Genomic DNA, 20,127 nt, shown 5'->3' with positions numbered 1-20,127 from the left:
CCCGTGTTCCCGCCGGGAATGAAGATTCCACTGTGGTAGTTACACGACTGTTATTCGGCGGGGTGCCTTCATGTCCCGCGCTTCCGGCGGCACTCGGGGTGCCGGATGGCTGGTCAGGGCCCGATCAGTATGTCTGCATTGTCCATTTCTCGACGAATATGTCGGGCGGAACAATCGTCGCGGGAATGCGCGGAACACCTCCGGATCTCGACGACGAGAAGGGCCGTGAGATCTCGCGATCTCACGGCCCTTCTCTCCGGTCGGGGTGACAGGATTTGAACCTGCGACCTCCTCGTCCCGAACGAGGCGCGCTACCAAGCTGCGCCACACCCCGGAGGTGCCGCACCGAAGTGGAGCACCGAGGAGAAACTTTAGCAGGCCTCGAGCGTGCTCACTTCCTCGGAGCGGGCTTCGGTGCGCGCAACGTGAGCAAGGTCGCCTCCGGAGGGGTCAGGAACCGGTAGTCCGAATAGGGGCTCGCGCCCATGCCGGCGCTCACATGCAACGGGACGCCCTGCCACGCGGACAGGCCGCGCGCCTGCTGACGCGGAAGATCGCAGTTGGTCACCAGGGCGCCGATCCCCGGCAGTCGCAGCTGCCCGCCGTGGGTGTGCCCGGCCAGGATCAGGTCGGCACCGTCGGCCACGAAGGAGTCCAGCACCCTCCGGTACGGGGCGTGCGCGACCCCCAGGCGCAGCACATTGCCGTGCTCGGGCAGAGCCGGGGGCACGGCGGCCGGAGCCGGGATCTCATCGCGCTCGAGATGCGGGTCATCGACACCCACCAAGCGGATCTCGAGCCCGCCGAGCTCGATGCTCGCGCGGCTGTTGGTGAGGTCCTTCCACCCGTGGGCGGAGAGCCTCTGCGCGAGCTCCGCGGTGGGCAGCGTGAGCTCCTTGGGGGCGGTCATACCCTCGGGGCGCGGGTCCGGCAGCAGGTACCGCGCGGGGTTCTTCGGGCCGGGCTCGAACATGTCGTTGGAGCCCATCACGAAGGCGCCGGGACGCCGTAGCAGCGGCTCGAGCGCCTCGGCCAGCACCGGCACCGCTGCTGCGGAGGCGATGTTGTCCCCGGTGTCGATGACGAGGTGCGGCCGGAGCATCCCCAGGTGCTCGAGGAAATCCAGCTTGCGCTTCTGGTCAGGCAGCAGATGGATGTCGCTGATGTGCAGCACCCTGATGGTGCGGCTGCCGGGCGGCAGGATCCGCAGCTCCAGCTCGCGCAGCGTGTACCGGTGGATCTCGACGTGGCGGGCCCAGATGTGCGCCGCCGCTCCGGCCCCGAGGCCCAGGGCCCCCAGGGCTCCGATGGTCCAACCGGCAGCGGATTCCAGCCGCATCTCAGCCCTCACCGGAGGACTGGCGGATGACCACGGTCTCGTTCTCCGGCAGCTTGGTGCCGGGGGCGGGGTCGGTGCCGATCACGTACCACTTGCCGACGTCCGAGCTCGACTGGTTGCGCACCTCGACTTTGTAGCCGGCTGACTCCACCGTGGCCTGCGCCTGGCTGAGCACCATGCCCGAGACGTCGGGCACGACGCCCTTCTGGACGATGTCCGAGGTGGGCTTCGACGGGGGCTTCGGTGCGGCCGGGAACGGCTCGCTGGGCAGCCCCTGGTGAACGCGGTTCATGTACTCCTGCCAGGTGGGCAGGGAGACCGTGTTGCCCCAGACGCTGCCGCTGCGGAGCATCTGACCGTCGACGTCGAAGCCGCCTGGGCGGATGTTCGCCTGCGGGTGACCGAACCAGACCGCCGTGGACATCTGGCGGGTGAAGCCGACGTACCAGGTGTGGAACTGCTCGCCCGAGGTTCCCGTCTTGCCGCCGGCGGGATGGCCGTCGATGATCTTGCCCTTGCCGGTGGCCTTCGGATCCTCGAGGTCCTGCTGGAGGGTCCACGCCATCGCGTCGGCGACATCTTTCTCGACCGCCTGGTGGCACTCGGCGCCGGAGATCTCCATCGGATCGCCGTTGCGGTCCTTGACCTCGGTGATCGCCTGCGGCTTGCAGTAGGTGCCGCCCGAGGCGTAGGTCGCATAGGCGCCGGCCATGTCGAGGGCGGAGATGTTCAGCTCGCCGAGAACCAGCGCTGCGGGTGCCAGGGTGGTGCCGTACATGTCCTCGATCGGCATCTCCCAGGTGGAGGCGTCGTACGGGTCGAACCGCGCCGGGACCACGCCGATGTTGCGCGCCGTATTGGCGATCTCGCACAGGTCCAGCTGGCTGGCCATGTCCGTGTAGCTGGTGTTGATCGAGAACTTGGTCGAGTTCAGGACCGTCTCCATGGGGGCGATCCGCACGGAGACCGCGTTGTCCGGGTTCCAGCCCTTGCTTTCGCGCCAGGCCCCGCCCCCGAGGCACTTCGCCGGGGCGTAGGTGATCGGCTCGCGCTTGGTGCTGACCCGGTCATAGATGGAGCGGTCGCTCTCGAGCCACTGCTGGAGCACGAAGGGCTTGAAGGTCGAGCCGACGGGGAACCCGTTGCCGCCCCCGAGGGTGTGAGGGACGTTGTAGTTGATCGCGGTCTCGCCCGGCCCCACCTCCTGGTAGGGGTTGAAGGAGCGGTTCTCCGCCATCGTGAGGATGTTCCCGGTGCCCGGTTCGACGGTCACGATCGAGTGGCCGAAGCCGTGCTGGGCGTCGGCGGGAACCTTGCGCTGCAGGATCTCGGAGGCCGCTGCCTGAGTGCTGGGATCCAGGGTGGTGCGGATCGTGAGGCCGCCGCCGTAGAGCAGCTTGCGCCGCTCCTCGTAGGAGGGGGCGAAGGTCGGATCGTTCAGCAGCGAACGGGTCACGTAGTCGCAGAAGAAGCCGCTGGTGCCCGCATCGGCGCACCCTGCCCGGACGTTCTGGATCTTCAGCATCTCAGCGACAGGCTGGGCGGTGTACTGCTCGTACTCCTCATCGGAGATGTACCCCTCGCGACGCATATCGCCGAGCACCTCGTTGCGACGCTTCTGGCCGGCTTCGGGGTGGGCGACGGGGTCGTACTGGTTGGGGCCGTTGGTGATGCCGGCCAGCAGCGCGGCCTCACCCGGGTTGAGGTCTACTGCGCTCTTCGAGAAGTAATGCCGGGCGCCGGTCTCGACCCCGTACTGGGAGGGCCCGAACTGCGCCACGTTCAGGTAGGCGTTGAGGATCTGCTCCTTGGACCACTGTTTCTCGAGCGACAGTGCGAGCTTCGCCTCGCGCAGCTTGCGGCCGTAGGTCTGCTCCGTGGCGGTGCTGATGTCCTCCTGGTCGCCCCGCTGGACCGCGTCCATCAGCAGCGCGTTCTTCACGTACTGCTGGGTGAGGGTCGATCCGCCCTGGGTGGCCCCGCCGGCCGCGTTCGAGGCGAAGGCACGGAACATGCCCTTGGGATCCACGCCTCCGTGCTCGAAGAAGCGGCGGTCCTCGACCGCGACCACGGCATGCTGGATGTGCGGCGAGATCTCCTCGAGCGGCACCATGATGCGGTTCTCGGTGTAGAACGTGGCCAGCAGCGACCCGTCGGCCGCTTCGATGCGACTGGCCTCATTCAGCGGCTCGACCTCGAGCTCGGTCGGGTACGACTCGAACAGATCCACCCCGTCCTTGGCGACGGCCGAACCTGCAGAGACCATCGGCAGGAAGAAGGCGGCCAGCAGCACACCGGCGAGGGCTGAGACGGCGAGCATCCCCAGCAGCAGGTAGACGGTCTGCAGCAGTGCAACGGGGAGTGAGCGTCCGGACGCGGACGCAGGCGTGGTGCGGGGCATGGTCACACAGTACGGGGCGGTCCGGCGCGGGGGCCATGAGGCATGCCACGCATGCGGGATCTTCACCAACCCGATGCGTCCTCGAGACCTGCGCGACCCGGCGGAGCAGCTGCGGTGGGCCTGGCGGATCGCGAACGCCTTATCACAGTCTGGCTCGCAAGGCTCGGAACATCTCCGGTTTTGCCATGTGGCGACGGTCTCCATACAGTTGGGCACATGTACGAATCAACGTCGATTCGGGACCTGGGAAGGGGACGAGGATGACTATTGCGGCAACGCCGATCACCGAAGACTCAAGTTGGGCGACACGAGGTGCCTGCGTGAGCATGGATCCCGATGGGTTCTTCGTGCAGGGCGCCGAGCAGCATGCGGTCAAGCTCGCCTGCGGTGCGTGCCCGGTGCGCACCGAGTGCCTGGCCGACGCTCTGGACAATCGAGTCGACTTCGGGGTGTGGGGCGGCATGACGGAACGGGAGCGGCGACGCATGCTGCGCCGCCATCCCGATGTGCGCGACTGGTCGGAGGCGCTGCGCCGGGCCCAGCGCCAGGCCGTGGGCAGCTGACCAGGCCGTGGGCAGCTGACCAGGCCGTGGGCAGCTGAGAGGGGCAGACCAGCGCTATCGGCGCGGCCGGACTGCTCCGCCGTCGCCGACCCCTCGGGACGAGGGGGCATCTCACGGCCGCGCTGCCACCGGTAGGCTCGCGCCATGAGCACTTACACCCGCTGGGAGTACCTGACCGTCCCGCTGCTGATCCACGCGACCAAGCAGATCCTCGACAACTACGGCGAGGAGGGGTGGGAGCTGGTCCAGGTCGTGCCCGGCCCGAACCCGGAGAACCTGGTCGCGTACCTCAAGCGTCCGTTGGGCGAGGGCTGAGCCGATGACGGTCGCCTCGGGCCGCAGCGCTCGCATCCGTGCCCGGCTCGATGAGCTCGGGCTGTCTCTGCCGGCCGTTGCCGCGCCGGTCGCGGCCTATGTGCCAGCCGTCGCGAGCGGTCGCCACGTGCACACCTCCGGACAGCTGCCCTTCGTCGACGGGACGCTGCCGCTGACCGGCAAGGTCGGCGCAGAGGTCACCGCGGAGCAGGCCTCCGAGCTCGCCGCCACCTGCTGCCTCAACGCGCTGGCGGCCATCGAGGCGCTCGTGGGGGACCTGGATCGGGTGGTGCGCGTGGTCAAGCTGACCGGTTATGTCGCCTCGGACCCGTCCTTCACCGCCCAGCCCGCCGTGATCAACGGGGCGAGCACCCTGCTCGGCGAGATCTTCGGCGAGGCTGGCCAGCACGCTCGTGCCGCCGTCGGCGTCGCGGTGCTCCCGATGGATGCACCGGTCGAGCTCGACCTGCTGGTGGAGCTCGACGACGCCGAGCTCCCGAACGCCTGAGCGGCACGCCGTGAGTGAGCACGTCCCGCAGCGGGACCCGGCGGCCCCTGCCGTCGAGCTGATCACGGTCCGCGCCGACAACCCGGGGCCGATGACCCTCGCCGGCACCAACAGCTATCTGGTGCGCGACGGGGACGAGGTCTGGATCGTCGATCCCGGGCCGAAGGATCCCGAGCATCTCGCCGAGCTCCTGCTGAGCTGCGGCGACGGTGCGCGCCCCCGGGGGGTGCTGGTGACTCACCGGCATCAGGATCACACCGCCGGTGCCGCCACCCTGGCGAGACAGCTGGCCGCCCGCAGCGGGCACGAGGTGCCGTTGTGGGCCGCGGACCAGTCCGGGGTACCCGGCTCACGTCCGCTGCCCTCCACCCTCGAGAGCGACCAGGGGACCGTGGGGCACGTGATCCACCTGCCCGGGCACACCTCCGACTCCGTCGGGGTGCTGATCGACGGCGGTCGGCTGCTCAGCGGCGACACCCTGCTGGGCGGCTCCTCGACCGTGATCATCCCGGACGACGGAGGCTCGCTCACCGACTACCTCCAGTCGCTCGCGATCCTGCGCGCGATGACGGTGGACGGGCGGATCGGCTCGATCCATCCCGGCCACGGGCCCGCCTACGACTCGCCGCTCGACGTGCTCGAGGCGCTCGACGAGGCGATCGCCCACCGCCGCGAACGCATCGAGCAGGTGCGCCGGGCACGGACAGCGGGAGTGCTGACCATGGACCGGCTGCTGCGGGTGATCTACGGTGCAGAGCTTCCCGCGCAGCTGCAGAATGCAGCCCGCTGGAACCTCCGCGCCGCGCTCGACCACCTCGCCGAAGGGCATTGAGCCGGGGCGTTCGGCCGCGCCGCGGGGAGTCCGTGCTGCCCCCAAGCGAGGACTGCACGCCCCGACACGCGAGCTTGACCCGGCCTGACCCGACCCGACACGTGGGCCTGGCCCGGCCTGACCCGACCCGACACGTGGGCCTGACCCGGCCTGACCCGACCCGATACGTGGGCCTGACCCGGCCTGACCCGACCTGACCCGGCACGTGGACCTGGCCTGACCCGACACGCGGGCCTGCAACGCCGAGACCACTGATCCCTTCCATATTCGGAAGGGATCAGTGGTCTCGATGCGCGTGTTTCGCCACGGCGGGCGCCGGCCGACCTAGCGCAGGCCCGAACGGGCGCGGGCCCGACCTAGCGCAGGCCCGACCAAGCGGGGACGACTCAGCGGGCGCGGCGGCGCAGACGCTCGACGTCTGAGATCAGGACCGCGCGGGCCTCGAGGCGGATCCAGCCGCGAGAGGCGAAGTCCGCGAGCGCCTTGTTGACCGTCTCACGGGAGGCGCCGACCAGCTGGGCGAGCTCCTCCTGGGTGAGGCCGTGGGCGACCATCACGCCGTCGTCCGTCTGGCGACCGAAGCGCTGGGCGAGGTCGAGGACGTTCTTGGCGACGCGGCCGGGGACGTCCGCGAAGACCAGGTCGGCGAGCGACTCGTTGGTCTTGCGCAGGCGGCGGGCCAGTGAGGCGAGCAGATGGCGGGCGACCTCCGGACGCTGGGCGAGGACCCGGTAGAGGTCCTGCTGCGAGAGCGAGAAGAGGGTCGACTCGGCGACCACGGTGGCGGTCGCGTTGCGCGGCGCCGGGTCGAAGAGGGACAGCTCGCCGAGCGTCTCGCCCGGGCCGAGCACCGCGAGCAGGTTCTCGCGGCCATCGCCCGAGGCGTGGCCCACCTTCACCTTGCCCGAACCGATGATGAACAGACGGTCGCCCGGATCCCCCTCACGGAAGATGATGGCGCTGCGGTGGTAGTCCTCCTGCTTCATCGACGCCAGCACGGCCTGCTTGCCGTCCTCGTCGAGCGCAGCGAACAACGGTGATGACCGTACGATGTTCTCGTCCACGGAACCTCCTGAGTGTGGGGCCCCGACTGCCGGGGCCGTGCTGTGAGACGCCTGTAACGGACGCCACGAAGACCGGTGGCGACTGTCACATGATGGTCAAACACTATCGTGCTCGCGGCGCAGAGGCCCGCCACCGGCCTGAGGAGGTGCTGTTCAGATGTCGAGGTCGGTTCTTCATGCGGACGACGGAGGCGACGCCGTGGCCGCTGCTGCCCGGGCTGACGGGGCGCTCGTCGCGGCCGCTCTGCAGGATCTCTACCCGGGGGCCCGCACTGAGCTCGACCACCGAGACGCACTGGAACTGCTGGTCGCGACGGTGCTTTCGGCACAGACCACCGACGTCCGCGTCAATCAGATCACCCCGGAGCTGTTCTCGCGCTGGCCCGATGCGACGGCACTCGCCGAAGCGGACGAGGCGGCGCTCACCGAGGTGGTGCGCCCGCTCGGAATGGGTGCGACACGGGCGCGTCGCCTGATCGGGCTGGGCCGGGGACTGGTCGAGCGGCATGACGGCGAGGTCCCTGACGACCAGACCGCGCTCGAGGAGCTGCCCGGTGTGGGCCGCAAGACCGCCCACGTGGTGCGCGGTGCGTGGTTCGGCCACTCGCTGCTGGCCGTCGACACGCATGTGGGTCGGCTCGCCCGGCGCCTGGGATGGTCCACGGCCGACAATCCGCGCAAGGTCGAGGAGGATCTGGTGGCTCACCTCGAGGCAGACGGCACCGGCGCCGAGGCCGAGGACCTGACCGTCCTCGGACTGCGCCTGATCCTCCACGGCCGCCGGGTCTGCATCGCACGGGCGCCCCGCTGCGGGGACTGCACCCTGCTCGAGCTCTGCCCCCAGGTGGGGGTCGCATGAGCGGCGCACCCCGTTCTGCTCTCCATCTCCCGGGAGATGCGCAGTTCCTCGCCCCTCTCGCGGCGCGCGCCGCGGCGGGCGAAGTGCTGGTCAGCCGCGACCCGGACCCGCGGGACCCGGACCCCCGCGGGCGAGCGGTGCGCCGCAGCGCCGTGCTGATACACATCGCCGGCACGGGGCTCGACGATGCCCGAGTGGTGCTCGAGGAGCGCGGGCATGCGCTGCGCTCGCAGCCCGGGCAGTTCTCACTGCCCGGCGGGGGCCGTGACCCCGGGGACCGTGACGACGTCCACACCGCACTGCGGGAGGCGCAGGAGGAGACCGGACTGGATCCGGCCGACGCGCACGTGCTCGGCGCCTTCGCCCCGATCCCGATGCCCTGGCGCATCCAGCGCGTCACCCCGGTGCTGAGCTGGTCGCGGTCGGTGCCGCAGCTGGGCGTGCAGGACCCGCTCGAGGTCGAACGGCTGGTCTGGGCGCCGCTGACCGGCCCGGGCTCTCTGACCGATCCGGCGCACCGGCTCCGCGGACTGCTGGGCGGCCAGCGGGTGGGGCCGGCCTTCGATCTCCCCGGCGATGCGTTCGTCTGGGGCTTCACCGCGATGATCCTGGAGAAGGTGCTCACCGGGCTCGGGCTGGACCCGGTCTCCGACACCGCCCCGACCCGCGAGATCCCGCCCGAACGGCGCCGCTGACCCCGACGGCGGTGGCTGTCGTCACCTCGCGAGAATCCGCTCGCCAACCGCGGGTCAGGGCACGATAGACTCGAGTGTTGCCGGACGGTCTCCGGCAGCACCTCGGGGTGCAGCAGGAGCGGCCGGCACGGACGCTCCGCGGGCCCCGGACACCAGTACCAGCAGACCGATGAGCAGCAGACAAGGAATGGGATCCACGTGCCACGCGGCAAGGTGAAGTTCTACGACGCCGAGAAGGGGTTCGGCTTCATCCTCGACGACGAGGATGGTCAGAGTGTCTACGTGCACGCCTCGAATCTGCCCGAAGGGGTCAGCGCCCTCCGGCCCGGCGCCCGGGTCGACTTCGACATGGTCGATGGCCGCCGTGGCCCGCAGGTGCTCTCGATGCAGCTGCTCGAGCCGGCCCCTTCCGTCAGCCGCGCACGGCGCCAGAAGCCCGAGGAGATGGCGGGGATGGTGGAGGACCTGATCCGCCTGCTCGACGACGCCTCCAACGGGCTGCGTCAGGGTCGTTACCCCGATCGCGGGCATTCCCAGAAGATCGCCACCGTCCTCCGTGCCGTTGCCGACAACTTCGAGGCCTGAGAAATGACGTCACCGACCACCGCCCCACGCCGCGCCCGCACCGCTCGGCCGAAGCTGGACGCGATCGCGTCCGCTGCCATCGAGCTCGCGCATGAGGCGCTGCTCGAGGTCACCGAGCCCGGCCAGGTCGGCGAGCACCTGCGGGCCGAGGCGAGCGGGGAACGGCTGGTCACCCACGTCTTCGAGTGCACCATGCCCGGCTACCGCGGCTGGTCCTGGGTGGTGGTGCTGACCCGCGCCTCCCGCGCCAAGGCCGCGACCGTCGCCGAGACCGCGCTGCTGCCCGGCGAGGATGCGATCCTCGCTCCGGACTGGGAGCCCTGGTCCGAGCGGCTGAAGCCCTCGGATGTCGGTGCGGATGATCTGCTTCCCTACCGTGATGACGATGAGCGGCTCGAACAGGGCTACGAGGCCACCGGGGACGAGGACGCCGATCGTGTCGCCCTGTGGGAGCTGGGCCTGGGTCGTACCCGGGTGCTCTCCTCAGGGGGTCGCAGCGAGGCCGCTGAGCGGTGGATCGAGGGCGACTTCGGGCCGCGGGAGACCTCCGGTCGTGGCCGTCGTGGGACCGTGGCGGCCAACTGCACCAGCTGCGGCTTCCTCTCCAAGCTCTCCGGTTCGCTGCGCGGCGAGTTCGGCGTCTGCACGAACGAGTGGTCCCCGGCGGACGGTCGCGTCGTGCACCTCAACTTCGGATGCGGTGCACATTCCGAGACCGGTCAGCAGGAAGAGGACCGGGAGATCCCCCGCAGCAGCGGTGTGATCGTCGACGAGCTCGACGTCGAATTCCAGCACGTCGCACCGGCCGGTCAGGACGCACCGGCCGACGCCGCGGCGCCGGTGGTTGCTGAAGTCGCCGAGGTCACTGAGGCTGCTGAGGTGGACTCCCCCGAAGCGCCCGCGACTCCCGACGCGGACTCGCCCGAGGACTGACCCGCACTCGCGGTCCGTCCTTGCAGTCATGTGCGCTTCTGTTCCACGTCCTGGAACGGAAGCGCACATGACTGCGTGGTGGCCGGGCCTGTGGGTGGTCTGAACCTGTGCGGTGGCCGGGCCTGATCGGCAGCACGGAGCTGGCGCCGGTGTGGGCGGCGTCTTAGAGCCTGTCGCCGTCAGTGCAGGGAGACGGCGACGCGGGCCAGGAGGGCCTCGATCGCGAGCAGCGGAGGCACGTTCCCGCTGATGCGCTCCCGTGCTTCCTGCACCGCCTCGAGCAGACCCAGCGTGATCCGCCCGGAGCCCCGCGCGGCAGCCTGCTCGATCTCGGAGGTCACGTCGATATTGACCAGCTCCGAGCCGGTGCCCAGCTGACGGCTCAGCACATCGCGGAGCACGGAGTGTGCATCCAGCAGGTAGCGGTCCAGCACATCGCGGACCAGACGGGTCTGCCGCCGCTTGGCATCTTCTTCGAGCTGACGCAACTGTGAGCGCAGGGACGGTGGCACCTTGCCATCCTCGATCCCGGCCGAGTGCAGGAAGCGCTCCTTCTCCTCCGCGGCGACCAGGTCCGCATGCTCCTTCGCCTCGGCGGTGGCGCGGTCCACCAGCGTCTGGGCAGCGAGCACCGCCTGACCGGCACCGCGCAGGGAGAGCAGGGTGCGCGCGGACTCCTCGCGGGCCGCCAGCGCGCCCTGCTGGGTGGCGTAGCGCAGCGCCAGCCCGATGTGCCCCTGGGCGGCGCGCGCAGCGCGCACCGCAAGGGCCTCGTCGACACCGTCACGGCGTCGCAGGAGCTCGGCGACCACAGCCGAGGACGGCACCGAGAGCGACACCAGGCGGCAGCGGGAACGGATGGTGGGCGCGAGGTCCTCGGCGGAGGGGGCGCACAGCATCCACACGGTCGACGGCGGCGGCTCCTCGATGGATTTGAGCAGCACGTTGAAGGTGCCGGCGGTCATCCGGTCGGCGTCCTCCACGATCAGCACCCGATGGCGACCGGTGGCGGGAGATCGCTGGGCGGTCATCACCAGCGCGCGCACCTCCTCCTTCGCGATCGAGAGCTTGTCGGTGGCGACCACAGTGACGTCCGGGTGGGTACCGGCGAGGGTGGTGCGGCAGGCGCGGCACTGCCCGCAGCCGCTGCCCTGCTCGCACTGCAGGGTGGCTGCGAAGGCGCGGGCGGCGGTCGAACGGCCCGAGCCAGGGGGCCCGGTCACCAGCCAGGCCTGCGCGAGGGAACCCTCGGGAGAGGCGGCACGACGGAACTGGGCGACGGCAGCTTCCTGCCCCACGACGTCGGCCCACACCCCACCGCGAGTGCCGAAACCGGTCGCGGTCACTGCTCGTCCCGGTGCCGGGTGGGCGGAGCCGGTTCGAAGGTGGGATCGAACAGGCCCAGCACCTCGGCGACGGCCGTGAGCACACGTGCATGGACCTCGTCGCGCGGGAGCGTCCCATCGATCACCGCGTAGCGTGTCGGATCCGCGGCGGCGAGGTCGAGGAACTCCTGGCGCACCGACTCGTGGAAGGCCAGGCCAGCCTCCTCGAGCCGGTCCAGGGTGGCCGGGTCACGACGCTCATCGAGGGTCTGGGTCGGCACATCCAGCAGGATCGTGCGGTGGGGGAGCAGACCCTCGACCGCCCAGAGCGACAGCGAGGTGATCTCGTCGGCATCCAGGTCACGCCCGGCACCCTGGTACGCGACCGAGGAGTCGAGATAGCGATCGCTGAGCACCAGCCCACCGCGCGCCAGATGCGGACGCACCACGGTGGAGATGTGGTGTGCACGGTCCGCGGCGTACAGCAGCGCCTCCGCACGGGGCTCCACATGCTCGCCGTGCAGCAGCAGCTCACGGATGCTCTCGCCGAGCGGAGTGCCGCCCGGCTCCCGGGTGGTGAGGATGAGGTCCTCAGCGACGGAGCGCTCGGTGACCAGGTGGTCCCGCAGCATCTGCATCTGGGTGGACTTCCCGGCGCCGTCACCTCCCTCGAAGGAGATGAACACTCCGCGCCGTGGCGGATGCGGTGAAGGGATGCGCAGGCCACGCACCGGTTCCAGGAGGCTCATGCGGTCACCTCGCCGGGATAGACCACTCCCAGCTCCGTTCGCATCGCGTCCATCGTGGACATCACGCTGAGGGTGTCCGCCCAGCTCATCAGCGGGGATTCGAGCTCGCCGGCGGTGATCCGACGGGCCGCCTCGGCGATCTCGTAGGCCATGCCGTCTCCGCGCGCACCGGGATGTTCGAATTGGGCCGAGCGCCCGTCATGGAGGGACACTGTCAGGGTGCCGGGAGCGAAGAACGGACCGGACAGCCGGGCCGTTCCCGCGGTGCCGCTGACGAAGGCCTCGGTGGGGGTGCGGGCCAGCAACGTCGCGGACAGGCGCGCGCGGCCGCTCTGCTGGCCCTGGGCGAGGACCGCGATGTAGGCGTCGACTGCGGTGTCGGTGAGGTGGCCGCGCACGGCGAGGTCGGAGAGATCACCGAGCACCATCTGCGCGAAGGAGACCGGGTAGACACCGAGATCGAGCAGAGCACCGCCGCCGAGCTCGGGAGCGAACATGCGATGCGTGGGATCCGCGGGGAAGGTCTGTCCGTGGTCCGCGGTGACCTCGATGATCTCGCCGAGCAGACCGGAAGCGATCACCTGACGGAGCACGTCGTACTGCGGCAGGAAGCGAGCCCACATCGCCTCCATCGCGAACACTCCGCGCTCACGGGCGAGGTCCAGCAGATCGCGGGCCTCGCCCACGTTGAGGGTGAAGGCCTTCTCCACGAGCACGGGGATGCCCGCCTCGAGCACCGGCCGGGTCAGGGCATGGTGCTGGGCATGGGGGGAGGCGACGTAGACGGCATCCAGCCCGCCCGCGGCGAGCATCTCCTCGACGGAGTCGAAGGCTCGCTCGATGCCGTGCTTCTGCGCGAACTCCTCGGCGCGCTGCGAAGAGCGGGAGACGACGGAGACCACCCGGGAGGCGGTGGCACGGTACGCGGTGGCCGTGAACTGGTCAGCGATATGGCCCGGAGAGATCACGCCCCAGCGCAGACCCGGCGCGGCGGCCGGGTCGAGGACGGTGGTGGGCGGCAGCGTCAGCGAGGGTGCTGCCGCAGGCGCTTCGGATGCGTCGGTCTCGGTCATGGGTCCAATCTATCGGTCGGGCTGGCACCCGGTCCGCTCTCGGCGAATCCACAGGTGATGGGGTCTGTGGAGGGAGCGCAGTCGGTGCTCGATCGGTACCTGAACCCCTCCCGGATGCTCCTACACTGGTGACATCGAGCACACGTGGTGCTCGCGTCAGAACAAAGGAGTTTCGGCATGCTCAACAGCACTTCTCGTCCTCTCGCCTCGCGGCGCACGGTCCTCGCCGCCGGCGGCGTGACGACGGCGGCCGCGGCGCTGGCCGCGTGTTCCGGTGGGTCCTCCGATGGTGGTGGCGGCGGTGGCGATGCGCCCGCCGCGGACTTCGAGGAGCGGGGCCCGATCACCCTGGCCAAGGGCAAGGACACCACGGGCAAGCTCGCCGAGTTCCTGGAGACCTGGAACTCGGAGCACCCGGATGAGGAGGTGACGCTCATCGAGCTGCCCGAGTCCTCCGACGAGCAGCGCCGTCAGATGATCAACAACGCGCAGGCGAAATCCGATGCGTACACCGTGCTCGGGCTGGACGTGGTCTGGACCGCCGAGTTCGCGGCGAACCAGTGGGTTGTCGAGCTGCCGCAGGACAAGTTCCCGCTCGATGACCTGATCCCCGCCACGGTGACGACCGCCACCTACTTCGACAAGCTCTACGGGGTCCCCTTCATCACGAACGCGGAGCTGCTGTTCTCCCGCACCGACCTGCTCGAGCAGGCAGGGCTCGACGGCCCTCCCGAGACCTTCGAAGAGATGTACGCCGCGATCGAGACGCTCCAGAAGGAGGATCCGGAACTGCTCGGCTTCGGCTCCCAGTACTCCAAGTACGAGGGGCTGACCGTCCAGGCGGCCGGACTCGTGGCGTCGGCGGGTGGCGAGCTCTTCGACGCCGAGGGCAAGCCCCACGCCGATTCGGCGGAGGCGCTCACCGGGATCCAGACCGTCCGTGACGGTTTCGATAAGGGCTTCATCCCCCAGGAGGCGCTGACCTACAAGGAGGAGGAGTCCCGCGCGGCCTACCAGGACGGCCGCCTCGCCTTCTTGCAGAACTGGCCGTACGTCTGGGCGCTGGGCCAGGCAGAGGACGGCTCCTCGTCGGTCAACGGGAAGATGGTCGCCAGCCTGGTGCCCGGGTTCGACGGGCCCGGCAGCTCGACGCTCGGCGGGCTGAACCTCGGGGTGAGCGCCTTCGCGAAGAACAAGGGCACCGCCGTCGACTTCATCTCCTTCATGGTCGATGCCGTCCAGCAGAAGGAATGGGGTCTCGCGACCGCGCAGGCTCCGGCGAACGTCGGCGTCTACGAGGATGCGGACATGCTCGAGGCGTTCCCGTTCCTGCCGCAGCTGAAGGAGGCGATCGACAACGGGGCCAGCCGTCCCGCCGTCGTCCAGTACGGCGAGGTGACCCAGGCGATCCAGGAGGCGGCCTACGCCTGCTTCTCCGGTGAGACGGATGCCGAGCCAGCGATGAAGGATCTGCAGACCAAGCTGACCGAGCTCACGGCGCAATGACTTCCACCGCCGCTCGCTCCGCGACGATCGGCGGCAGGCGTGGGAAGAGAATCGGCGGCGACCACGGCAGGATGGCGTACCTCCTCCTGCTCCCCACGCTGGTCCTGCTCGCGCTCGTCGTCGGCTTCCCGCTGGTGCTGTCTGCCTGGCAGTCCCTGATGCAGTCGGGCCAGGGGATCGACCCGGCCACCGGACTGATCATCAAGGGCGACACGTTCGTCGGACTGGACAACTACATCGACGCGGTCACCGGCACGGGCGCCGGGGCAGGGTTCTGGAACGCGTTCTGGAACACCACCCTGTTCACCGTCGTCGGTGTGAGCATCGAGACCGTGCTCGGCGTCGCGATGGCGCTGATCATGGCCAAGGCGATGCGCGCGACCGGGCTGGTGCGCGCCTCGATCCTGATCCCGTGGGCGATCCCCACGGTGGTCTCGGCCCTGATGTGGCAGCTGATCTTCGATGCGAACGGCATCGCGAACCGGCTGCTCGACTACCAGGTGCTGTGGACCACCGAGGGCTGGCAGGCCAAGGCCGCGGTGCTCATCGCCGACATCTGGAAGACGGCCCCGTACATCGGTCTGCTCACCCTTGCCGGGCTGCAGACCATCGACAAGCAGGTCTACGAGGCGGCGACCGTCGACGGCGCGAATCGCTGGCAGACCTTCTGGAGGATCACCCTCCCGCTGGTGCGCCCGGTGCTCGTGGTGGCGGTGCTGTTCCGGCTCCTCGACGCGATGCGCATGTTCGACCTGCCGTACGTGCTGCTGGGGACCCTGGACTCTGGCCAGACCCTCTCCATGCTCGCCACCGACGCCGCCGCCAAGACGAACTTCGGTGCCGCCTCCGCGTACTCGATGGTGCTGTTCGCCTACATCTGCCTGGTGGCGTTCCTGTTCATCAAACTGCTCGGGGCCGACGTCATCGGTGATCAGAACCGTCCGCCGAAGAAGAGGCGAGTCCCGCGCCGCCTGCGCACGACCTCCGAAGGGAGCATGCCATGAGCACCGCCACCACCACCGAGGTCGTCTCCCGCACGGGCGAGGTGCTGAAGCCCAAGAAACACAAGGGCCGGATCCTCGGCTCCGTCGTCATCGCGCTGGGCATCGCGTTCATCCTGGTGTACTGCCTCGCGCCGTTCTACTGGATGATCGTCTCCGCGCTGCGCCGGCCCAGCGAGGGCCGCTCGACGGAGCTGATCCCGAGCCCGATCAGCGTCGAGAACTTCATCGCGGTCTTCGACCCGTCGAACCACTTCGCCCGCGCTCTGCTGAACTCGCTGATCGTCGCCGGCAGCACCACACTGCTGGTCCTCGTGCTGGGCGTGTTCGGCGCCTACGCGCTGGCCCGGCTCGATTTCCGCGGCAAGGTGCTGGTCATGTTCCTCATCGTGGCGACCTCGATGTTCCCGGTCGTCACGCTCGTGGTCCCGCTGTTGAAGCTGTTCAGCGGCGGTTTCGTGTGGTTCCCTTTCAACTGGATCAACACCTACCAGGCGATGATCCTGCCGACGATCTCGTTCGCGCTGCCACTGGCGGTGTGGAACCTCAACGCGTTCTTCCGGCAGCTGCCGGTCGAGCTCGAGCAGGCGGCGATGATCGATGGGACCACCCGCTTCGGGGCGTTCCGCAGGGTCATCCTGCCGCTGGCCGCGCCCGGGGTGTTCACCACGGCGATCATCACCTTCATCGCGGCGTGGAACGAGTTCCTCATCGCGCTGACGATGGTGAACGCGCCGCTGATGCAGACCGCGAACGTCGCGATCTCGAAGTTCACCGGCATCTCGCAATTCGACACCCCGTACGGCACGAAGATGGCCGCCGGCGTGATCGTGACGGTGCCGCTGATCATCATGGTGCTGATCTTCCAGCGCCGCATCATCGGCGGTCTCGCCGCCGGATCGGTCAAGTGACCGGGAGGCGCAGAGAGGCACGGGGATCCGTGGTGATCCGCTGAGCAGCGGACGACGACAGACGGGGCGGGGCGACATCGGTCGCCCCGCCCCGTCCGTGGTTCTGCGGGCTACCCCTTCACGGAGCCTGCTGTCATGCCGCGCACCAGGAAGCGCTGGAGGCCGAAGAAGACCAGCATCGGGATCACCATCGAGACGAAGGCGCCGGCGGTCAGGAGCTCGGCGCCCTGACCCTGGGTGCCCAGCATCTGCTGCAGGTTCACGATGATGGTCTTGTTCTCGCCGCCGCCCAGGAACAGCTTGGCGATGAGCAGGTCGTTCCACACCCACAGGAACTGCAGGGTGGCGAAGGCGGCGATCGCGGGGGAGGACATCGGAGCGACCAGGCGCCAGAACGTCTGGAAGTGCGAGGCTCCGTCGATCTTCGCGCTCTCCACGACCGAGCCCGGCAGGGTGGCCATGTAGTTGCGCAGGATGTACACCGCCAGCGGCATGCCGAAGCCGGTGTGCAGCATCCACACCGCCACGAACTGTCCGTTGATCCCGAGCCCTCGCGGGCCGAGCATGTCCAGCATCGGCTGGAAGGCGACCTGGATCGGGACCACCATCAGCGCGACGATGACGATGAACAGCACGTCCTTGCCGGGGAACTGGATGAACGTGAACGCATACGCGGCGAAGGCCGCGAACATGATCGGCAGCACCGTCGCCGGCACCGCCACCACGACCGAGTTGACCAGCGAGCTGGTCGTCGAGGAGTTCGAGAGCACGGCCGTGTAGTTGTCCAGCGTCCACCCGCCCTCCCACAGCGAGGTCCACCAGCCGGTGGAGGCCGCGGCCTCGCGCGTGCGCAGGCTCGTCACCAGCAGACCGATCGTGGGGATCGTCCACAGCAGCGCCAGCAGCGGCATCGCGATCATGGCCAGGGGGGAGCGCTTGCGTCCGTCCTTCATGGTGCCGTTCATCGGTTCGCCTCCTGCTGCCTGAAGCTCTTGACCTGGTAGATCAGGATCGGGATCACCAGGATCAGGAGCACGACCACGATGGCCGAGGCCTGCCCGGCCTGCTGATCGGTGAACAGCTTGCGGAAGAAGAGGTTCGCGATCACGTCGGAGTCGTACAGACCGTTGGTGGTGACGTAGATCAGATCGAACACCTTCAGCACCAGGATCAGCACCGTGATCAGCACGGCGAGGAGGGTGGGCCGCACCTGCGGGAAGATGATCTGCCAGAAGATGCGCATCTCACCGGCGCCGTCCATCCGCCCCGCCTCGACGGTGTCCTCGGGGACGCCCTTGATCGCGGAGCTGATCAGCACCATCGCGAAGCCCGTCTGCATCCAGATCAGGATCACCATCAGCGCGATCGAGTTCAGCCGACCTGTCTCGATCTGGTACCACGGCTGCGGATCCCCGCCGAGGGTGGTGACGATGGCGTTCAGGAGCCCGGTCTGGGCGTCGCCGGGGGAGTTGTAGGCGTAGACCAGGATCCAGATCGTCGCCGCTCCCACGAAGCTGATCGCCATCGGCAGGAAGATCATCGACTTCGCGGCGTTCTCCCCGGCCGGGGAGAGCTTGTCCGCGAGCACCGCGACGGCCAGGCCGAAGGCGACCGTGACCACCGGGACGATGAGGATCCACAGGAAGTTGTTCAGCAGCGTGGACCAGAAGTGCCCGCTGGAGAAGATCGCCTCGTAGTTGGCCAGCCCCACCCACGCCGTCGAGTCGTCGTTGGCGAAGGAGTACACGATCGTCTGCACGGTCGGGTACAGCAGGAACAGGGCGATCAGGCTGAACCCCGGGAGCAGGAACGCGTAGGGGATGAGCCCGGCCGCGAACCGGGTGGGGAAGCCCTCGATGCAGATGTTCAGGAAGTAGAAGAACACCACCGAACCGCCGATGCCGACGATCAGCCCCAGCAGCCCGATGAGGATCCCGGAGTTCGCGAACCAGTCCGGGTAGTAGGCGAAGGCGAGGAAGGCGTTGCAGACGACCCAGGCGGTCACCGCCATCCCGATGATGCCCACGAGCACGCGCACCGGGCGTGCGCCGCCGCGTCCCCGGTCCTCGGCCTCCGTCGGTCCCTCCGACCCCGTGCGGGTCGCGGTCGCGGTGGTCATTCCGGCCACCCGTTCTCGATCTCGTCGCAGACCTCCTGGGAGGTCTTCGCGCCCTGCAGCCACTCGACCATGCCCTTCCAGAAGGAGCCCGAGCCGACGGCCGTCGGCATCAGGTCCGAGGCGTCGTAGCGGAAGACCGCCGCTCCGGAGGCGATCTCGGCGACCTGCCGGGTGATCTCGTCGGAGTACTGCGAGAGGTCGAAGGTGCGGTGAGGGCTCAGCCAGCCGCCGGCCTGTGCCCACTCGGCCCCGAAGGCGTCCGAGGCCATGAACTCCATGACCTTCACGGTGTCGTCGTTAAGGGTGAACAGGGCGGCCAGATCGCCGCCGCCCAGGATCGGCTGGCCGTCGAAGCCGTCCTCCCAGGTGGGCATCGCGTAGACGCCGACCTCCTCGTCCATGTTCGCCATGACGTCCTCGGGGAAGAAGCCGGTGACGAAGTTGCCCTGGCGCACGAGCATCGCCTTCGGCGGATCCTCGAACAGGGGCAGCGGCGCCTCGGAGAAGGGGGTGTTGATGATGGCGTCGGTGCCGCCGAGCACATTGCCCTCGGTCTTCAGCAGATCGCCGACCAGATCGAAGACCTGCACGACCTCCTCGGAGTTGAAGGGGAGGCGGTGCTTGACCCAGTCGTCGTAGACCACCGGGCCGTGGACGCGGAGCATGAACTCCTCGATCCAGTCCGTGCCCACCCAGCCCGTCGCCTGGTCGGCGCCCCAGCCGTCGGACCACGGCGCGATGCCGTCGGCCTTGATCTGCTCGGTGATCTCGTAGAGCTCCTGCATGGTGGCGGGCTTGTCGCCGTAGCCGCCCTCCTCGTAGGCCTTCTTCGGGAACCACAGCAGCGACTTGCACGCCATGCGCATCGGGGCGCCGTAGACGCGGCCCTGCAGCCGGGCAGAGTCGAGGAAGCCCGGGATCAGGGTCGAGTTCAGCTGGTCGTAGTCCAGGAACACGTCGATCGGGGTGATCATCCCCTTCGCGGCCAGATCGAACATGCCGCCGGGCTGGGGGAACAGGGCGATATCGGGGGCGTCGCCCGCTCCCGCGCGCTGCTGGATGGTGTTGGTGAAGTCGGTGTCCGGGGTGTAGGCGATGGTGATGCCGGAGTCGGACTGGAACTTCTCGAGCGAGGCGAGGAACGCCTCCTCCTCCTGGCCGCCGAAGGCGCCGAGGATGCTCACCGTGCCCGAGCCGGGGGTGTCTCCCGGGGTGTACCGCTCGACCGGACCGCTGCCACCGCCACCGGCAGGGTCGGGATTCTGGAGGCATCCGGTCATCCCGAGGGCGGCGGTGGCCGCGGCTCCGGACATGACCGCACGCCGACTGGGACGTCGAGCCATGATCAC

General features: G+C 69.0%; 20 protein-coding genes and 1 tRNA gene. 11 read left to right on the top strand and 10 right to left on the bottom strand.

Annotation, left to right across the window (positions count from 1 at the left end):
• Nucleotides 1–260: 260 nt before the first annotated feature.
• The 3 genes from ACT3UF_RS02860 to ACT3UF_RS02850 all read right to left on the bottom strand — a co-directional run bounded on the left by ACT3UF_RS02860 (nt 261) and on the right by ACT3UF_RS02850 (nt 3,740).
• Nucleotides 261–334: transfer RNA gene (locus ACT3UF_RS02860), tRNA-Pro, on the bottom strand.
• A gap of 57 nt (nt 335–391) precedes the next feature.
• Complete coding sequence (locus ACT3UF_RS02855) at nt 392–1,339, bottom strand: metallophosphoesterase (RefSeq protein ID WP_444605929.1); 948 nt, start codon at nt 1,337–1,339, stop codon at nt 392–394.
• Nucleotide 1,340: 1 nt separating this feature from the next.
• Nucleotides 1,341–3,740, bottom strand: a complete 2,400-nt coding sequence (locus ACT3UF_RS02850; protein ID WP_444605930.1) for a penicillin-binding protein — start codon at nt 3,738–3,740, stop codon at nt 1,341–1,343.
• Nucleotides 3,741–4,000: 260 nt separating this feature from the next.
• On the opposite strand from ACT3UF_RS02850, the gene ACT3UF_RS02845 reads away from it, so the two are divergent.
• The 4 genes from ACT3UF_RS02845 (at nt 4,001) to ACT3UF_RS02830 (ending at nt 5,958) form a co-directional block, all read left to right on the top strand.
• The gene (locus ACT3UF_RS02845) at nt 4,001–4,303 is read left to right on the top strand and encodes a WhiB family transcriptional regulator (RefSeq protein WP_441443699.1); all 303 of its coding nucleotides are present in this window, start codon (nt 4,001–4,003) and stop codon (nt 4,301–4,303) included.
• Between the two features lie 144 nt (nt 4,304–4,447).
• Nucleotides 4,448–4,618, top strand: coding sequence for a DUF4177 domain-containing protein (locus ACT3UF_RS02840; RefSeq protein WP_262424549.1), 171 nt, complete (start codon nt 4,448–4,450; stop codon nt 4,616–4,618).
• 4 nt (nt 4,619–4,622) lie between these two features.
• Entirely contained in the window at nt 4,623–5,126 is a 504-nt protein-coding gene (locus tag ACT3UF_RS02835; protein WP_442331784.1) for a RidA family protein, read from the top strand.
• Nucleotides 5,127–5,136: 10 nt separating this feature from the next.
• Nucleotides 5,137–5,958 carry an MBL fold metallo-hydrolase gene (locus ACT3UF_RS02830; RefSeq protein ID WP_441443701.1) on the top strand — a complete coding sequence of 274 codons (822 nt, stop codon included), beginning with the start codon at nt 5,137–5,139 and terminating at the stop codon, nt 5,956–5,958.
• Between the two features lie 386 nt (nt 5,959–6,344).
• Here the strand turns inward: ACT3UF_RS02830 and ACT3UF_RS02825 are convergent, their stop codons facing one another.
• Complete coding sequence (locus tag ACT3UF_RS02825; protein WP_345076476.1) at nt 6,345–7,022, bottom strand: Crp/Fnr family transcriptional regulator; 678 nt, start codon at nt 7,020–7,022, stop codon at nt 6,345–6,347.
• Between the two features lie 199 nt (nt 7,023–7,221).
• Between ACT3UF_RS02825 and ACT3UF_RS02820 the strand changes: the two genes are divergently transcribed.
• The 4 genes from ACT3UF_RS02820 to ACT3UF_RS02805 all read left to right on the top strand — a co-directional run bounded on the left by ACT3UF_RS02820 (nt 7,222) and on the right by ACT3UF_RS02805 (nt 10,094).
• A complete protein-coding gene (locus ACT3UF_RS02820) occupies nt 7,222–7,881 on the top strand; it encodes an endonuclease III domain-containing protein (RefSeq protein WP_441443702.1) in 660 nt (219 codons plus the stop codon).
• Nucleotides 7,878–8,576: an NUDIX hydrolase gene (locus ACT3UF_RS02815; RefSeq protein WP_441443703.1), complete on the top strand. Its 699-nt coding sequence runs from the start codon at nt 7,878–7,880 to the stop codon at nt 8,574–8,576. Before ACT3UF_RS02820 ends, ACT3UF_RS02815 begins: the two co-directional genes overlap by 4 nt.
• 198 nt (nt 8,577–8,774) lie before the next feature.
• Entirely contained in the window at nt 8,775–9,161 is a 387-nt protein-coding gene (locus ACT3UF_RS02810) for a cold-shock protein (protein WP_441443704.1), read from the top strand.
• Between the two features lie 3 nt (nt 9,162–9,164).
• The gene (locus tag ACT3UF_RS02805) at nt 9,165–10,094 is read left to right on the top strand and encodes a DUF3027 domain-containing protein (RefSeq protein ID WP_441443705.1); all 930 of its coding nucleotides are present in this window, start codon (nt 9,165–9,167) and stop codon (nt 10,092–10,094) included.
• A 179-nt stretch (nt 10,095–10,273) separates the two neighbouring features.
• Here ACT3UF_RS02805 and ACT3UF_RS02800 read toward each other — a convergent pair whose 3' ends face one another.
• The 3 genes from ACT3UF_RS02800 to ACT3UF_RS02790 are packed head-to-tail and all read right to left on the bottom strand — an operon-like array spanning nt 10,274 to nt 13,241.
• Nucleotides 10,274–11,440 (bottom strand): DNA polymerase III subunit delta', encoded by a 1,167-nt coding sequence (locus tag ACT3UF_RS02800; protein WP_441443706.1) that lies wholly within the window; start codon nt 11,438–11,440, stop codon nt 10,274–10,276.
• Nucleotides 11,437–12,168 carry a dTMP kinase gene (gene tmk, locus ACT3UF_RS02795; RefSeq protein WP_441443707.1) on the bottom strand — a complete coding sequence of 244 codons (732 nt, stop codon included), beginning with the start codon at nt 12,166–12,168 and terminating at the stop codon, nt 11,437–11,439. The genes ACT3UF_RS02800 and tmk overlap by 4 nt, the downstream gene beginning before the upstream one ends.
• Nucleotides 12,165–13,241, bottom strand: coding sequence for a Gfo/Idh/MocA family protein (locus tag ACT3UF_RS02790; RefSeq protein WP_441443708.1), 1,077 nt, complete (start codon nt 13,239–13,241; stop codon nt 12,165–12,167). The genes tmk and ACT3UF_RS02790 overlap by 4 nt, the downstream gene beginning before the upstream one ends.
• Nucleotides 13,242–13,418: 177 nt before the next feature.
• Between ACT3UF_RS02790 and ACT3UF_RS02785 the strand changes: the two genes are divergently transcribed.
• The 3 genes from ACT3UF_RS02785 to ACT3UF_RS02775 all read left to right on the top strand — a co-directional run bounded on the left by ACT3UF_RS02785 (nt 13,419) and on the right by ACT3UF_RS02775 (nt 16,659).
• Nucleotides 13,419–14,747 carry an ABC transporter substrate-binding protein gene (locus ACT3UF_RS02785; protein ID WP_441443709.1) on the top strand — a complete coding sequence of 443 codons (1,329 nt, stop codon included), beginning with the start codon at nt 13,419–13,421 and terminating at the stop codon, nt 14,745–14,747.
• A gap of 71 nt (nt 14,748–14,818) precedes the next feature.
• Complete coding sequence (locus ACT3UF_RS02780; protein ID WP_441443710.1) at nt 14,819–15,751, top strand: carbohydrate ABC transporter permease; 933 nt, start codon at nt 14,819–14,821, stop codon at nt 15,749–15,751.
• Nucleotides 15,748–16,659, top strand: coding sequence for a carbohydrate ABC transporter permease (locus ACT3UF_RS02775; protein ID WP_299299298.1), 912 nt, complete (start codon nt 15,748–15,750; stop codon nt 16,657–16,659). Before ACT3UF_RS02780 ends, ACT3UF_RS02775 begins: the two co-directional genes overlap by 4 nt.
• A gap of 110 nt (nt 16,660–16,769) precedes the next feature.
• On the opposite strand, the gene ACT3UF_RS02770 is transcribed toward ACT3UF_RS02775, so the two are convergent.
• Genes ACT3UF_RS02770 through ACT3UF_RS02760 form a run of 3 tightly spaced genes read right to left on the bottom strand, consistent with a single transcriptional unit; the run spans nt 16,770 to nt 20,121 of the window.
• A complete protein-coding gene (locus ACT3UF_RS02770; protein WP_441443711.1) occupies nt 16,770–17,624 on the bottom strand; it encodes a carbohydrate ABC transporter permease in 855 nt (284 codons plus the stop codon).
• Nucleotides 17,621–18,778, bottom strand: a complete 1,158-nt coding sequence (locus ACT3UF_RS02765; RefSeq protein WP_330885706.1) for a carbohydrate ABC transporter permease — start codon at nt 18,776–18,778, stop codon at nt 17,621–17,623. Before ACT3UF_RS02765 ends, ACT3UF_RS02770 begins: the two co-directional genes overlap by 4 nt.
• A complete protein-coding gene (locus tag ACT3UF_RS02760; RefSeq protein WP_442331785.1) occupies nt 18,775–20,121 on the bottom strand; it encodes an ABC transporter substrate-binding protein in 1,347 nt (448 codons plus the stop codon). The genes ACT3UF_RS02765 and ACT3UF_RS02760 overlap by 4 nt, the downstream gene beginning before the upstream one ends.
• Nucleotides 20,122–20,127: the final 6 nt, after the last annotated feature.

The organism is Brachybacterium sp. AOP24-D1-21 (assembly GCF_052378665.1).
GTDB lineage: Bacteria > Actinomycetota > Actinomycetes > Actinomycetales > Dermabacteraceae > Brachybacterium.
The sequence above is the reverse complement of the archived record's forward strand: the minus strand, read 5'-3'. Positions and strand labels throughout refer to the sequence as shown.

Excerpts from the sequence above, each read along its gene's own strand:
- ACT3UF_RS02855 (WP_444605929.1), bottom strand. The coding sequence starts at position 1,339 with ATGCGGCTGGAATCCGCTGCCGGTTGGACCATCGGAGCCCTGGGGGCC.
- ACT3UF_RS02850 (WP_444605930.1), bottom strand. The coding sequence starts at position 3,740 with ATGCCCCGCACCACGCCTGCGTCCGCGTCCGGACGCTCACTCCCCGTT.
- ACT3UF_RS02845 (WP_441443699.1), top strand. The coding sequence starts at position 4,001 with ATGACTATTGCGGCAACGCCGATCACCGAAGACTCAAGTTGGGCGACA.
- ACT3UF_RS02840 (WP_262424549.1), top strand. The coding sequence starts at position 4,448 with ATGAGCACTTACACCCGCTGGGAGTACCTGACCGTCCCGCTGCTGATC.
- ACT3UF_RS02835 (WP_442331784.1), top strand. The coding sequence starts at position 4,623 with ATGACGGTCGCCTCGGGCCGCAGCGCTCGCATCCGTGCCCGGCTCGAT.
- ACT3UF_RS02815 (WP_441443703.1), top strand. The coding sequence starts at position 7,878 with ATGAGCGGCGCACCCCGTTCTGCTCTCCATCTCCCGGGAGATGCGCAG.
- ACT3UF_RS02805 (WP_441443705.1), top strand. The coding sequence starts at position 9,165 with ATGACGTCACCGACCACCGCCCCACGCCGCGCCCGCACCGCTCGGCCG.
- tmk (WP_441443707.1), bottom strand. The coding sequence starts at position 12,168 with ATGAGCCTCCTGGAACCGGTGCGTGGCCTGCGCATCCCTTCACCGCAT.
- ACT3UF_RS02790 (WP_441443708.1), bottom strand. The coding sequence starts at position 13,241 with ATGACCGAGACCGACGCATCCGAAGCGCCTGCGGCAGCACCCTCGCTG.
- ACT3UF_RS02785 (WP_441443709.1), top strand. The coding sequence starts at position 13,419 with ATGCTCAACAGCACTTCTCGTCCTCTCGCCTCGCGGCGCACGGTCCTC.
- ACT3UF_RS02780 (WP_441443710.1), top strand. The coding sequence starts at position 14,819 with ATGGCGTACCTCCTCCTGCTCCCCACGCTGGTCCTGCTCGCGCTCGTC.
- ACT3UF_RS02775 (WP_299299298.1), top strand. The coding sequence starts at position 15,748 with ATGAGCACCGCCACCACCACCGAGGTCGTCTCCCGCACGGGCGAGGTG.
- ACT3UF_RS02770 (WP_441443711.1), bottom strand. The coding sequence starts at position 17,624 with ATGAACGGCACCATGAAGGACGGACGCAAGCGCTCCCCCCTGGCCATG.
- ACT3UF_RS02765 (WP_330885706.1), bottom strand. The coding sequence starts at position 18,778 with ATGACCACCGCGACCGCGACCCGCACGGGGTCGGAGGGACCGACGGAG.
- ACT3UF_RS02760 (WP_442331785.1), bottom strand. The coding sequence starts at position 20,121 with ATGGCTCGACGTCCCAGTCGGCGTGCGGTCATGTCCGGAGCCGCGGCC.